This is a genomic window from Pseudonocardia aurantiaca (genome assembly GCF_039526725.1).
In the GTDB taxonomy this organism is placed as follows: domain Bacteria; phylum Actinomycetota; class Actinomycetes; order Mycobacteriales; family Pseudonocardiaceae; genus Pseudonocardia; species Pseudonocardia aurantiaca.
Map to the genome: position 1 here is coordinate 66,240 of NZ_BAAAJG010000016.1, position 13,364 is coordinate 79,603.

11 protein-coding genes are annotated in these 13,364 nt (G+C 73.2%); 6 read left to right on the forward strand and 5 right to left on the reverse strand.

What is annotated here, in order from left to right; genetic code table 11:
• Positions 1 to 25: 25 nt before the first annotated feature.
• Entirely contained in the window at positions 26 to 853 is an 828-nt protein-coding gene (locus ABD143_RS24830; protein WP_343983056.1) for an ABC transporter permease, read from the reverse strand.
• Positions 850 to 1,839, reverse strand: coding sequence for an ATP-binding cassette domain-containing protein (locus ABD143_RS24835; RefSeq protein ID WP_343983059.1), 990 nt, complete (start codon positions 1,837 to 1,839; stop codon positions 850 to 852). The genes ABD143_RS24830 and ABD143_RS24835 overlap by 4 nt, the downstream gene beginning before the upstream one ends.
• Positions 1,840 to 1,903: 64 nt before the next feature.
• On the opposite strand from ABD143_RS24835, the gene ABD143_RS24840 reads away from it, so the two are divergent.
• Entirely contained in the window at positions 1,904 to 2,689 is a 786-nt protein-coding gene (locus ABD143_RS24840) for a TetR/AcrR family transcriptional regulator (protein WP_343983062.1), read from the forward strand.
• A 100-nt stretch (positions 2,690 to 2,789) separates the two neighbouring features.
• Positions 2,790 to 3,224 (forward strand): DoxX family protein, encoded by a 435-nt coding sequence (locus ABD143_RS24845; protein ID WP_343983065.1) that lies wholly within the window; start codon positions 2,790 to 2,792, stop codon positions 3,222 to 3,224.
• Positions 3,225 to 3,299: 75 nt separating this feature from the next.
• Here ABD143_RS24845 and ABD143_RS24850 read toward each other — a convergent pair whose 3' ends face one another.
• Both ABD143_RS24850 and rfbC read right to left on the reverse strand, forming a co-directional pair.
• Complete coding sequence (locus tag ABD143_RS24850; RefSeq protein ID WP_343983067.1) at positions 3,300 to 4,583, reverse strand: NAD(P)H-dependent oxidoreductase; 1,284 nt, start codon at positions 4,581 to 4,583, stop codon at positions 3,300 to 3,302.
• Positions 4,580 to 5,128 (reverse strand): dTDP-4-dehydrorhamnose 3,5-epimerase, encoded by a 549-nt coding sequence (gene rfbC, locus ABD143_RS24855; protein WP_343983070.1) that lies wholly within the window; start codon positions 5,126 to 5,128, stop codon positions 4,580 to 4,582. Before rfbC ends, ABD143_RS24850 begins: the two co-directional genes overlap by 4 nt.
• 337 nt (positions 5,129 to 5,465) lie before the next feature.
• Here rfbC and ABD143_RS24860 point away from each other — a divergent pair, with 337 nt between their 5' ends.
• The 3 genes from ABD143_RS24860 (at position 5,466) to map (ending at position 8,977) form a co-directional block, all read left to right on the forward strand.
• A complete protein-coding gene (locus ABD143_RS24860) occupies positions 5,466 to 7,301 on the forward strand; it encodes a penicillin-binding transpeptidase domain-containing protein (protein ID WP_343983071.1) in 1,836 nt (611 codons plus the stop codon).
• 33 nt (positions 7,302 to 7,334) lie between these two features.
• Positions 7,335 to 7,715, forward strand: coding sequence for a DUF3054 domain-containing protein (locus tag ABD143_RS24865; RefSeq protein WP_343983074.1), 381 nt, complete (start codon positions 7,335 to 7,337; stop codon positions 7,713 to 7,715).
• A 404-nt stretch (positions 7,716 to 8,119) separates the two neighbouring features.
• Positions 8,120 to 8,977, forward strand: a complete 858-nt coding sequence (gene map, locus ABD143_RS24870) for a type I methionyl aminopeptidase (RefSeq protein WP_343983078.1) — start codon at positions 8,120 to 8,122, stop codon at positions 8,975 to 8,977.
• Positions 8,978 to 8,983: 6 nt separating this feature from the next.
• On the opposite strand, the gene ABD143_RS24875 is transcribed toward map, so the two are convergent.
• Positions 8,984 to 9,853, reverse strand: a complete 870-nt coding sequence (locus tag ABD143_RS24875; RefSeq protein WP_343983081.1) for an AraC family transcriptional regulator — start codon at positions 9,851 to 9,853, stop codon at positions 8,984 to 8,986.
• Between the two features lie 102 nt (positions 9,854 to 9,955).
• Between ABD143_RS24875 and ABD143_RS24880 the strand changes: the two genes are divergently transcribed.
• On the forward strand, positions 9,956 to 13,363 hold the full coding sequence (locus ABD143_RS24880; protein WP_343983083.1) for a DUF5107 domain-containing protein: 3,408 nt from the start codon (positions 9,956 to 9,958) through the stop codon (positions 13,361 to 13,363).
• Position 13,364: the final 1 nt, after the last annotated feature.

Consider the following 13,364-nt stretch of genomic DNA (forward strand, 5'->3'; position numbering starts at 1 on the left):
CCGCAAGCGGTGAACCGGCGCACGCTCAGCGGCTGACCGAGTTGTAGCGGCGCACCGCGAGCGGCAGGAACACCGCCACGATCAGCACCGGCCACGCGACCGCGAGCAACAGCGCGTTCTGCGCCGCCCACGACTCGCCCACCAGCTCGGGCACGGCGTTGCCGAACAGCTGCCGGGTGGCGGCCACCGTGGCCGAGAGCGGGTTCCACTCCGCCACCGTGCCGAGCCAGGTGGGCATCTGCGACGGCGAGACGAACGTGTTCGAGATCATCGTCAGCGGGAACAGCAGCGCCCATGTGGCGCCCGCGGCCTCCGGGCTCACGATCAGGCCGAGGAAGATCCCCACCCAGATCATCGCGAACCGGAGCAGGAGCAGCAGCCCGACCGCGGCGAGCGTCGGCAGGAAGCCCGTGTTCGCGCTCCAGCCGACCAGCAGCCCGCACCCGACGAGCACGGCGAGCTCCAGCAGCGAGTTGACCATGTCGGCGGTGCTTCGGCCGATCACCACCGCCGACTGCGCCATCGGCATCGAGCGGAACCGCTCGGTGACCCCGCGGGCCCGGTCGGCGGCCACCACGGAGATCGTGGCGGCCGCTCCGAACATCATCGACTGCGCGAACATGCCGGGCATGAGAAACTCCCGGTAGTCACCCCCGCCGGGCACGACCATCGCGCTGCCGAACACGTACCCGTACAGCATCACGAACATGATCGGGAACGCGAGCCCGGAGAAGATCACCGTGGGGTTGCGGACCCAGTGCACGAGGTCACGGCGGGCGACCGTCCACGAGTCGGACAGCACCCAGCGCAACGATCCTGCGGACTTGGGTGGGGCGGCGGCGAGCGTCGTCATACGGGCACCTCGATCTTCGTCTCGGACAGGGAGCCAGCGGGCCCGGCAGAGTGGCCGGTGAGGCGCAGGAACACCTCGTCGAGCGTGGGACGGCGGACCCCGATGTCCTCCGCCACCAGGCCGTGCCCGTCGAGGGCCACGACGACCCCGGTGAGTGCCGCGACGCGGTCGCGCACGGGTGCGCTGACCCGGCGCATCGGCTCGTCGACCTCCGCCTCGGCGCCGGTGACGCGGGCCAGCAGCGCGGCGGCGGCGGGCAGGTCGGCGGCGTTGCGGAGGGTCACGTCGATCCGGTCACCGCCGATCTCGGACTTCAGCTGCGACGGGCTGCCCTCCGCCACCTTGCGGCCGCCGTCGAGGACGACGATCTGGTCGGCGAGCTGGTCGGCCTCGTCGAGGTACTGGGTCGTCAGCAGGACGGTGGTGCCGCCCGCGACGAGCCCGCGCAGGGCGTTCCAGACCTCGCCGCGGTTGCGCGGGTCGAGGCCGGTGGTGGGCTCGTCGAGGAAGAACACGCGGGGGGCGAGCACGAGGCTGCTCGCGATGTCGAGCCGGCGCCGCATGCCTCCCGAGTAGAGCTTCGCGCGGCGGTTCGCGGCCTCGGTGAGCCCGAACTGCTCCAGCAGCTCGTCCGCGCGGCGGGCGGCGGCGCGCGGGGAGAGGTGGAACAGCCGGCCCCACATGATCAGGTTCTCCCGGCCCGTGAGGATGTCGTCCACCGTGGCTTGCTGGCCGGTGAGGCCGATGTTCCGGCGCACCCGGGCCGGCTCGCGCGCCACGTCGTGGCCCGCCACCTCGGCTCGGCCCGCGTCGGCGCGCAGGAGCGTGGCGAGCACGCGCACTGCCGTCGTCTTGCCCGCGCCGTTCGGGCCGAGCAGCCCGCACACCGTGCCTTCGGGGACGGCCAGGTCGAACCCGTCGAGCGCCTGCTTCCGGCCGAAGCGTTTGCCGAGCCCATCGGTGATCACTGCGTCGCCCACGGACACCTCTTTTCTGCGTACACTGTACTTGTTACTCCGTACACTGTACCCAGTTCTAGGATCAGCGGCAATGCCACGAGATGACGACACGGGTGGGCACGGCCGCGAGGGCGTCCGACGCAGCCTGCAACTGATGTGGGGCACTCCCGAGGAGTCGACGCGCGGCCCGAAGCCGGCGCTGACGGTCGAGCGGATCGTCCGGGCGGCGATCGACATGGCCGACGCCGAAGGCCTCACGGCGCTGTCGATGCGGCGGATCGCGACGGCGCTCGGTGCCGGGGCGATGTCGCTGTACCGCTACGTGCCCAACAAGGGGGTGCTCATCGACCTCATGGTCGACGAGGTCTACCGGGAGGACGTCACCGCCGCGGACGCCGTGAGGGGCGACTGGCGGGAGCGGCTGGAGGCGTTCGCCCGCCAGGAGTGGGCGCTCTACCTGCGCCATCCGTGGATGCTGCAGGTGCCACAGGGCCGTCCGATGCTCGGCCCGAACTCGATGGCCACCACCGACATCTCGCTGCGGGCCGTCGACGACATCGGGTTCACCGAGGACGAGATGTTGGCTGCGGTCGTCACGGTCAGCGCGTTCGTGAGCGGGCTCGCAAAGATGATCATCGAGGGCATGCAGGCCTCCGAGCGCACGGGCATCGCCGACGACGAGTGGTGGGAGATCCAGGGCGAGTTCGTCGGGCCCGCTGTCGTCGCGGGCAAGCTGCCGATGCTCACCAAGGTCGGCGAGGCGGGCGCGTTCAACTCGATGTTCGACAACTTCGAGTTCGGGCTTCGGTGCGTGCTCGACGGCCTGGGGGCGCAGATCGCCGCCCGCCGCGCCACGGCCGCCGATCGCGAGCAGTAGGCCGTCCCTGTCGGACGGGGACCACACCTCGATGTCACATGCGAGGCCTTAGCGTGAGAGCGCAACATTTCAATGCTCATGTATCGAGGAGTCGCCACCCATGATCCGTTCGCTTCCGCCTCCCGTCCGCGACGCCGCTCTGCTGGTGGCCCGGCTCGTGCTCGGCGTGGTGCTCGTCGCGCACGGCTGGCAGAAGGTCGCCACCTACGGCGTCGGCGGCACCGCCGAGAGCTTCGCCGCCATGGGCGTCCCCCTCGCGCCGGTCGCCGCGGTGTTCGCCGCGGTGGTCGAGCTGGCGGGAGGTGCGCTGCTCCTGGTCGGGGCGGCTACGGTGATCGTCGGAGTGCTCGTGGTCGTGGACATGCTGGGAGCCGCGCTCCTCGTCCACATCGGCGCCGGGGTCTTCGTCACCGACGGCGGCTGGGAACTGGTCGGCGTGATCGGCGCCGCGGCACTGGCGCTCGCCGCAGTCGGCTCCGGCCGCTTCAGCGTCGACCACGCCGTCGCGGCGCGCCGTCGCCCGGTCGGCGTCTGACCGAGCAGACGACGAAAGGGCGGGCCGAGCAGCGTCACGCCGCTCGACCCGCCCTTCAACGGCGGTTCGGCCCGGTCAGGCGAAGAGCTTCTCCTGCTCCTCACGCAGCTCGTCGACCAGGCGCCCCGGCGGGAGCGTGACGTCGGCGTAGGTCAGCACCGCGTCCTTGGCGACGTCGTGCTTGAGCACACACCCCTCCGCGATACCCATCGGCAGCAGGCCCTCGGCCCGGGTCACCGCCGTCGACTCGGCCACACCGTAGGTGTCGTAGCCGCCGAGCCCGTCGACGGTCTGGCCGGCCTTGAGGTCGTGCTTGGCCGTCGCGACGACGTCCACGTGCGGGCCGGCGGGCGGCGCCAGCGCGGCGTCGGCGAAGTCGACGGCGCGCACGACCGAGTTCGGCACCTCGAAGTGGCACAGGTGGTAGGGCGTGTAGAAGCTGTAGAGCGGGCCCTTGCCCAGCTTGTAGAGCTCCAGGTAGTGCTGCTGCTTCGGGTCGTCGTGCGTGCCGAGCACGAACACGCCGGGGCCCGGCTTCGACTTCACCACGTAGTCGACGACGCCGCCCAGCTCGCGGAGCTGCTCGACGTCGTAGCGGTCGGTGAGCTCGTCGACGTGGCCCTCGTGGTCCCAGCCGTTCATGCCCCGCTTGGGCACGGTGAGCCCGAACGCGTTGGCGACGATCGCCTGCTCGAAGGAGATCTTCGTGCCGTCGGCGAAGCTCGTGACCATGTAGGGGTCCTGGCCCCAGCGCTCGGCGAACGCCTTCTGGGTGGTGGGCGTGCGGTACTCGTCCTGAAGGCCCTTGATGTTGCCCGCAACGAGCGGGGTGACACCCAGGCCCCGCACGAACCGCATGAGGTTGCCCTGCACACCCGGCTGGTCGCCGTCGCAGCCGGTGAGCACCACACCGGCCGCGCGGGCGCGGTGGGCGAGCAGCGGGCCGACAGTGCCGTCCAGCTCGGCGTTCATCGTGACGACGGGCAGGCCGCGCTCGATGGCCGCCACCGTGACCCGCGCACCGAACTCGACCGCACCGGTGACGTCGACGACGCAGTCCAGGTGCACGGCCTTGAGCAGCTCGAACGCGTCCTCCAGGACGGCCGGGGTGCCGTTCTCGATCGCCGCGTCGAGCTGGGGGGCGTCCTCGACCCGCACCGGCTCCACGCCGGCCTCGGCGTAGGCGCGCTCGGCGTTGGCGAGCGTGCGGTTGGCCACGGCGACGAGCTGCATGCCCGGCACCGAGTTGACGATCTGGTTGGCCAGGCCCCGGCCCATGAACCCGGCGCCGATCATGCCGACGCGGATCGGGCGGCCTTCGGCCTCGCGCTTGCGCAGCGCGGTGTCCAGGATGATCATCGGGCCTCCACCGAGGCCTCCGAGAGCAGCGGCCAGTTCGAGTCCTTCTCGGACACGAGTACCGGCGGGATCGGCCAGTCGATCCCGATCGCCGGGTCGTCCCAGCGCAGGCCGCGCTCGGCGCCCGGCGTGTAGGCGGTGCTGACCTGGTAGATGACCTCCGCCTTGTCGGTCAGCGTGAGGTACGCGTGCGCGAAGTTGCGCGGCACGTACATCGCCGTGCGGTTGTCCTCGGTGAGCTCGGCGCCGAACCACTTCAGGTAGGTCGGCGACTCCGGGCGCAGGTCCACGATCACGTCGTAGATCGCCCCGCGGTAGCACCGGATCAGCTTGGTCTCGGCGTTGGGCTCCAGCTGGTAGTGGAGCCCGCGCAGCGTGCCGGCCTTGTGGTTGAACGAGATGTTGGCCTGCTCGACCAGGGGCTCGAGACCCGCGTCGATGAACTCCTGACGGCAGAACGCCCGCGCGAAGAAACCGCGGTCGTCCTCCAGGAGCTTCAGGTCGACCAGTGCCGAGCCGGGGAGCGGAGTGGTGTGGATCTGCATATCGGGAGGCTCGTCCTCTTCGCGTCGTACGGGAGATCGTCACGTCCGTTCAGAGCCGCGATGGTAGTGGCGGCCCTCCTGACTCCATCCGTCACGGTCGGTGCCGGCGTTACCGGCTGCCGTACTCCGGTGGTGGGACCCACGTTCGGCCGGCTCGGGCAGCGTCGCCCCCGCCAGCAGCGGGTCGAGGGCCGCCCGCAGGTACGAGCAGTCGCCCGGCGGGTGGCTCGTGCCGAGCCGGCACGGCGGTGAGCGGCTGCGGCCCTGGCCGCCCGTCACCGGGACGCGCCCCCGCCGTGGCGCGCGGTCACCGTCGCCGGTCGGCATACTCACCGCTGTGCCGCCCGCTCGCTCGCCCCGCGCTGTCCGGCGGCCGAAGGCACTGGTCGCCCTCGGAGCCGCCCTCACCGTGCTGTGCACGACGGCGGGCTGCGGCCTCTTCGGCGACAGCGGCCCCCAGAACGTCGCCACGGCGTTCCTCGAAGCGTGGAGCGCGGGCGACGACCGCGGCGCCGCCGCCTTGACCGACGACCCCAACTCGGCGGCCGAGCTGCTCGCGAGCACCCGCGACGCGCTCGCGCCGGAAGGCGTGGACGCGCGGCTCGGGCAGGTGCGCACGGCCACCGACCGCGCCACGGCGTCCGTGGACGTCACGTGGCGGCTCGGGCCGGAACGGACCTGGAGCTACCTCGGCGAGCTGGAGCTGCAACCGGCCCCCGACACCGAGGAAGGCTGGCGGGTGCGCTGGGCGCCCACCGTGGTGCACCCGGAACTGGCGGCCGGGCAACAGCTCGCGCTGCGCACCGAGGCGCCCACACCCGCGCCCGTGGTCGACCGCGTCGGGGCGCCGCTGCTCGAGGTCACCCCTGTCGTCACGGTGCTGCTGGACCGGCTCGCCACGGGTGACCTGCCCACCGTCACCGGGGCGCTCGCCCGAGCCCTCACCCCGCTCGACTCCCAGATCACCCAGGCGTCGATCACCGACGGCGCCGCCCGCACGCCCGACGGGCAGGCCTACACCGTCGCGGTGCTGCGCGAGGCCGACTACCAGGGCGTCAAGAACGCCATCTACGACCTGCCCGGCGTCCGGTTCACCACGTCCGAGCGGCTGCTCGCGCCCGACGCCGAGTTCGGGCGCCAGGTGCTCACCGGCGTCCGCACGGAGACGGCGGCGCAGCTCGCCGGGGTGCCCGGGTGGTCGGTGCAGATCGTCGGCGGCAGCGGCGACACCATCCGGACCCTCGCCGAGGAACCCGCCCGGCCGGGCACCACCGTGGCGGTGGGCCTGGACCGAGCCGCGCAGACGGCCGCCGAGGACGCCGTCGAGCCGGTGGCGCAGCAGGCGATGCTCGTGGCGGTGTCGGTGTCCACCGGCGACCTGCTCGCCGTCGCCCAGAACCCCGCCGCGGACGCCGCGGGAGCACCCGCCCTGAGCGGCCGCTACCCGCCCGGGTCGACCTTCAAGATCGTCACGGCTACCGCGGCAGCGGCCGAGGACGGCGTCACCGCCGCAACGGCGGTGGCCTGCCCCGGCACCACCGTGATCGGCGGGCGCATGGTGCCCAACATCGGCCGGTTCGACCTCGGCACCGTGCCGTTCCGCACGGCGTTCGCGAGGTCCTGCAACACCACCTTTGCGCAGCTCGCGGCCCAGCTCGAACCCGCGGCCCTGCCTGCGGCGGCGCTGCGGCTCGGGCTGGGTGCCGACTACCGCGTCCCCGGGCTCACGACGGTCACCGGGTCCGTGCCCGCGTCCGCCGAGACCGTGCAGCGCGCCGAGAACGGCTTCGGGCAGGGCCAGGTTCTCGCGAGCCCGTTCGGGATGGCCCTCGTGGCGGCGTCGGTGGCCAGGGGGGCGCAGGTGGTGCCGCAGCTGATCCGCGGTCACGCCACGGAGGTGCTCGTGCCGCCGACGACCCCCGACCCCGCCCAGCTCGAGCAGCTGCGGCCGATGATGCGCGCCGTCGTCACCGAGGGCTCGGCCACGCGCCTGGCCGGCCTCGGGGAGGTGTACGGCAAGACCGGCACCGCCGAGTTCACCGACGACGGGCGCGCGCACGGCTGGTTCGTCGGGTACCGGGGCGACGTCGCGTTCGCGGTGCTGGTGGTCGACGCCGGCTCGTCAGGGCCTGCGGTGGAGGCGGCCGGGCGGTTCCTGAGCGCGATCGCCTGATCCGATCGCCGCGGGCTCGCCTACTCTGGAGTCATGTCGTCCCGGCGCATCCCCGCGCTCGCCTTCGCCGCCGACGTCGTCGCGGTGGTCGTCTTCGCCGCGGTCGGGCGGATGAGCCACGCTCGCCCCGACGACCTGGTCGGCCTTCTCGGCACCGCAGCACCCTTCCTGGTCGGGCTGGTGGTCGCGTGGGTGGTGCCGGCGGTGCGGGCGAACCCGCAGGGGATGCGCGCCGGGCTGGTCGCGTGGGCCGGCACGGTGGTGCTCGGTTTGGCCCTGCGGGCAGGTTTCACCGGATCGCTCCCGTGGACGTTCGCCCTGGTCACGTTGATCTCCCTCGGCGTGCTGATGCTGGGCTGGCGGGGGCTGACGGCCGCCGTCGCGTACGCGGTGGACCGCCGGGCTCTGCGCTGAGCGCCCACACACCGTTCTCGTGGTCGGTTCGCTCGCTCACGCACCGGTTGCTGCGGCCGCGGACCGGTTGTGGGTACTGCGCGGTCGGAACCGGTGCGTGAGCTGCCTCGGCTGGCCTCAGCGGCGGGTGGACGCGGCGAAGGCGCGGCGGAGGCGGCGGCGGAGGACGGGCTTGGTGGGGGAGTCGCTCATGACCCGAGGATCGCCGAGCGGGGGCTGTCGCGGGGCCGGTTCAGCCGGGCCTGTGGGCAACTCGCGGCATCACGCACCGCTTCTGCCGCCGCACACCAGATCTATCGCTCCCGCACCGGCCGCAAGTGGTGCGTAGGGCAGGGAACTGGTGCGTGAGCGGGCCCACCCCGTGACCGGCGGGGCGGTCCGGCGGCGTGCTTAGACTGGAATCCATGCGCGCCCGCACGCTCCTCATCCCCGGCACCATCTCGCCGGAACGCGACGTCCCGTCCTCCATCCCGCGTCCGGAGTACGTGGGCAAGAAGCGGCCCGCGCGCAGCGACGACCCCTGGGTGCAGACACCTGAGATCATCGAGGGCATGCGCGTGGCCAGCCGGATCGCGGCGCAGGCGCTGCAGGTGGGCGGTGAGGCCGTCAAGCCCGGCGTCACCACCGACGAGGTGGACCGCGTGGTGCACGAGTTCCTCGTCGACCAGGGCGCCTACCCGTCCACCCTGGGCTACAAGGGCTTCCCGAAGTCGTGCTGCACGAGCCTCAACGAGGTGATCTGCCACGGCATCCCGGACTCCACCGTGATCCAGGACGGCGACATCGTCAACATCGACGTCACGGCCTACATCGGAGGTGTGCACGGCGACACCAACGCCACGTTCATCGCCGGCGAGGCGGCGGAGGAGGACCGGCTGCTCGTCGAGCGCACCCGCGAGGCCACGATGCGGGCCATCAAGGCGGTACGCCCGGGGCGCGAGCTCAACGTGGTGGGCCGGGTGATCGAGTCCTACGCCAAGCGGTTCGGCTACGGCGTGGTGCGCGACTTCACCGGCCACGGCATCGGGCGCTCCTTCCACAGCGGCCTGGTGGTGCTGCACTACGACGAGCCAGGAGTCCACACGGTGCTCGAGCCGGGCATGACGTTCACGATCGAGCCGATGATCACCCTCGGCACGATCGACTACGACATCTGGGACGACGGCTGGACCGTCGTCACGAAGGACCGCGCCCGCACCGCGCAGTTCGAGCACACGGTGCTGGTCACGGCCGACGGCGTGGAGATCCTGACCCTGCCCTGAGGCGGCTCACAGTTCGCCGTGGCCCGCGCGGTACTCGCTGGGGCTGCAGCCGTGCACGGTGCGGAACTGGCGCGAGAAGTAGAACGCGTCGGCGTACCCGACTGCCCGGGCGATGTCGCCGATGTCGCTCGACGTCGTGATCAGTAGTTCCCGCGCCCTGGCCATGCGCAGGCGTTTGGTGTACTCGACAACCCCGCCGCCCGTCGCGGCGCGGAACAGCGCGGAGAAGTGCGAGGGGGAGAGCCCTGCGGTGCGGGCGAGGTCCGGCACGCTCACCGACTTCGCGAAGTTGCGCCGCAGGTGCTCCTGGGCCTGCCGGATCGGTTCGGTGCGCTGCCGGCCGCCGCCCACGACGTCCGCGGCGAGTTGGGCCAGCAGCGACCATCCGGCCCCGGCGGCCGAGATGAGGCTCGGGAGCGTCTCGTCCCGCTCGAGGAAGCCGATGGCGTCGTCGATGGTGGAGACGGCGCGGTAGGCGTCGTTCAGCTCGACCAGCGCCTCGGTGCCGTCCTCCGCGACCACCGCGAGGAACGGCGCGAGCTGGGAGCCAGTGGCGTGCAACCACCAGATCGTCCATGGCTCCCGCGGATCGGAGCGGTAGACGTGCGGCACCCGGGGCGGGATCACGAGGGCGTGGCCGGGCGGGACGACGTGGGTCCGCCCTTCGGCCTCGCAGTGCCCGATGCCGTCCGTGCAGACGATGACGAGGGCTTCGGGTGCGCCGCGGGGGCGGTGTCGCCCGTGGTTCGCGGCTCGCGGGAAGTAGCCGGCGTCGGTGACGAGCAGGCCTGACGTCGGCGGCCTGCGCAGCGCCGACCCGACGAGGGGGCGGGGGAGAACACGCAGCCGCTGGCCGGGGAAGCCGTCGGGCAGCACGCCGTCACCGTACGCCGGAACGTGATCGGATCGTCGGATCGTCCAGGCAACTCGGTCGATCCGGCTATGCCGTCGCGGGTGCGCCGCTCGTAGCGTCGCCGCATGTCCAACGGCGGATCGCGACGGCTGCCCCCTCGGCCTGCCGGGCAGGCAGGGGCCGGGGTGGCCGTGTGGCGGGAACCGGTGACGATCGACAGCTACCTGCCGGAGGCGCCCGACCGCTACCCCGCCTACCTCGACCGCCGCGTCTACCAGGGTTCGTCGGGCCGGGTGTACCCGCTGCCGTTCCACGACCGGATCAGCCCGGTGCGTGAGCCCGTCGACTGGGCCGCGGTGCACCTGGAGAACCGCTGGCTGCGGGTGATGGTGCTGCCGGAGCTGGGTGGGCGGATCCACGTGGGGCACGACCGCACCCGCGGCTACGACTTCTTCCACCACAACCCGGTGATCAAGCCGGCGCTCGTGGGGCTGACCGGTCCGTGGATCGCGGGCGGCGTCGAGCTGAACTGGCCGCAGCACCACCGGCCCGCCACGTTCCTGCCCACGGACGTGGAGATCGAGCACGAGCCGGACGGCTCCGTGACCGTGTGGTGCTCCGACCACGACCCGTTCGCCCGGATGAAGGGGATGCACGGGGTGCGGCTGCGCCCCGACCGCGCGACGCTGGAGCTGCGCGTGCGGCTCTACAACCGCAGCGAGCGCACGCAGACGTTCCTGTGGTGGGCCAACGTGGCCGCCCGCGTGCACGGGGACTACCAGTCGTTCTTCCCCCGCGACGTGCACGTTGTCGCCGACCACGCCAAGCGCGCCGTCACCGCCTTCCCCGCCGCCGACGTGCCCTACTACGGCATCGACTACGCCGCCGGCCACGACGAGGTCGGGTACGCCGCCGACGGCGTCGAGGTGCGAAGGGACCGGCTCGACTGGTACCGCAACATCCCGGTGCCGACGTCCTACATGTGCGTCGGCAGCCGGGAGGGGTTCTTCGGCGGCTACGACCACGCCGCACGGGCGGGCTTCGTGCACGTCGCCGACCCCCATACCGCCGTCGGCAAGAAGCAGTGGACGTGGGGCAACGCCGCGTTCGGACGCGCGTGGGACCGCAACCTGAGCGACGACGGCGCGGCCTACGTCGAGCTGATGGCGGGTGTCTTCACCGACAACCAGCCGGACTTCTCGTTCATCGCCCCCGGTGAGACGAAGGTGTTCTCGCAGGTCTGGTACCCGATCCAGGAGATCGGTCCGGTGCACGCCGCCACGGTCGACGCCGCCGTGCGCGTGGACGTCGAGCCTCGCGGCACCGCGCGGGTCGGCGTCGCGGTGACGGCCGAGCGGCCCGGTTGCGTCGTGCGGGTCGAGGACGGCGGGGGAGCGGTGCTCGCCGAGCTGGTCGCGGACGTCGCGCCGGGGCGGCCGCACCGGGCGTCGGTGGAGCTGGGCGCGGAGCGGGCGGCGGGACGGCTGCGCGTGCGTGTGCTGCACGAGGGCGCCGAGCTGGTGGTCTGGGACTCGCTGGTCCCCGGGACCGGCGCGCCGGTGGTGCCCGCGCGGGAGCCCGCCGCGCCCGCGGACGTCGCGAGCGTCGAGGAGCTGGCCACGATCGGCGGGCACCTCGCGCAGTACCGGCACGCCACGCGCTCCCCGGAGCCGTACTGGCGGGAGGCGCTGCGCCGCGACCCCGGGCACGTCGCCAGCGGGCTCGGGCTCGCTGCCGCCGCGTACGGGCGCGGCGAGCTGGCCGAGGCGGAGTCGCTGCTGCGCGCCGCCGTTGCTCGGCTCACGGCGCTGAACGCGAACCCGGCGGACACGACCGCCCTCTACGCCCTCGGTCTCGTGCTGGAGCGGCAGGGCCGCGCCGAGGAGGCCTACGCCGCCTACGCCCGCAGCGCGTGGACCCGCGCCTGGCGCGCGGCGGCGGGGTACCGCATGGCCCGGCTCGACGCCGCCGGAGGCCGCGACGCCGACGCACTGCTCCGGCTCGAGGACGTGCTACGCGTCGAACCGGAGCACCTGCAGGCACGGGCGTTGTGCGCGATCGTGCTGCGCCGCACCGGGGCGGCGGACCGTGCCGGTGAGCTGGCCCGCGCCACGCTCGCGTTCGACCCGCTGGACTCCTGGACCCGGGACGTGCTGGGCCTCCCCGTCACCGCCGACGCGCAGACCTGCCTCGACGTCGCCCTCGAGCACCTCGGTGCGGGCGAGCCCGAGGCGGCGCTGCGGATGCTCGACGTCGCCCTCGCGCGCGAGCCCGGGCGTGCGATCGGGCAGACCGCCGCCGGCCCGCTGCTGCACTACCACCGCGCCGACGTGCTCGACGCGCTCGGACGTGCGGACGCGGCGCCGGACGCGCGCGCCCTGGCCCGGGCCGCGGACGCCACCTGGTGCTTCCCGTCCCGGCTCGACGACGCGCTGGTGCTGGAGCGGGCCGTCGCCGCCGACGAGCGGGACGCCCGAGCGAGGGCGCTGCTCGGTCACTGGCTCTACGCGCAGGGCCGGGCGGCGGACGCGATCACGATGTGGCAGGCCGCCGCCGAGCTCGACCCCGCCGACCCGGTCGTCTGGCGCAACCTCGGGCTGGCCGCCCACAACCACCTCGCCGACGCCGAGCAGGCCCGTGCGGCGTATGACCGCGCTCTGGCGGCCGCAGACGGCGGCGACGCGCGGCTGCTGTTCGAGAGCGACCAGCTCGACGCGCGCCGCGGCGTGCGCCCCGAACGGCGGCTGGAGCGGCTGCTCGCCGGGCGGGAGCTGGTGGAGTCCCGCGACGACGCGACCGTCGTGCTCGCCCACCTGCTGCTGACCGCGCAGCGGCTCGACGCCGCCAGGTCGCTGCTGCTCGCCCGCGACTTCCAGCCCTGGGAGGGCGGTGAGGGTCAGGTCCTCGGCGTCTGGGACCGGCTCTGCCGCCTCAAGGCTGCGCGGGAGCTCGCGGGAGGCTCGGCGCATAAGGCCGTCGCCCTGGTCGACGCTGCGCTCGACCCGCCCGCGTCCCTCGGCGAGGCCCGCCACCCGCTGGCCAGCACCGCCGCGCTGCACCTGCTGCGCGGCGACGCCCTCTCGGCGGCGGGCGACGGGTCGGGGGCCGAGGCGGCCTGGGAGCTGGCCGCCGCGCAGCAGGGGGACTTCCTCGTCATGAGCACCCAGGTGCACTCCGAGGCGACGTTCTCGTCCGTGCTCGCGCTGCGCAGGCTCGGCCGCGACGCCGAGGCGCAGCGGCTCGCCGACGCACTGCGCGACTTCTGCGCCGAGCTGGCGGCGAACCCGCCCACCGTCGACTACTTCGCGACGTCCCTGCCCTCGATGCTGCTGTTCACCGAGGACGCCGCCGTGGCGCAGCGGCGCCGGGTCGCGTTCCTGCGGGCACAGCTCGACGTCCTCGACGGGGAGCCGCAGAGGGCCGCCGACCGGCTGGCCGGCCTGCTCGCCGAGGATCCCCAGCACGTCGACGCGCTGGAGCTGCTCGGTTCCCTGCGTACCCCGCACCGCACCGCCGTCCACGAGGAGGTCTGAG

Bases quoted from the DNA above. Each gene is read 5' to 3' on its own strand.
- ABD143_RS24840 (WP_343983062.1), top strand. From the start codon at position 1,904: ATGCCACGAGATGACGACACGGGTGGGCACGGCCGCGAGGGCGTCCGA.
- rfbC (WP_343983070.1), bottom strand. From the start codon at position 5,128: ATGCAGATCCACACCACTCCGCTCCCCGGCTCGGCACTGGTCGACCTG.
- ABD143_RS24880 (WP_343983083.1), top strand. From the start codon at position 9,956: ATGTCCAACGGCGGATCGCGACGGCTGCCCCCTCGGCCTGCCGGGCAG.
- ABD143_RS24830 (WP_343983056.1), bottom strand. From the start codon at position 853: ATGACGACGCTCGCCGCCGCCCCACCCAAGTCCGCAGGATCGTTGCGC.
- ABD143_RS24865 (WP_343983074.1), top strand. From the start codon at position 7,335: ATGTCGTCCCGGCGCATCCCCGCGCTCGCCTTCGCCGCCGACGTCGTC.
- ABD143_RS24845 (WP_343983065.1), top strand. From the start codon at position 2,790: ATGATCCGTTCGCTTCCGCCTCCCGTCCGCGACGCCGCTCTGCTGGTG.
- ABD143_RS24850 (WP_343983067.1), bottom strand. From the start codon at position 4,583: ATGATCATCCTGGACACCGCGCTGCGCAAGCGCGAGGCCGAAGGCCGC.
- map (WP_343983078.1), top strand. From the start codon at position 8,120: ATGCGCGCCCGCACGCTCCTCATCCCCGGCACCATCTCGCCGGAACGC.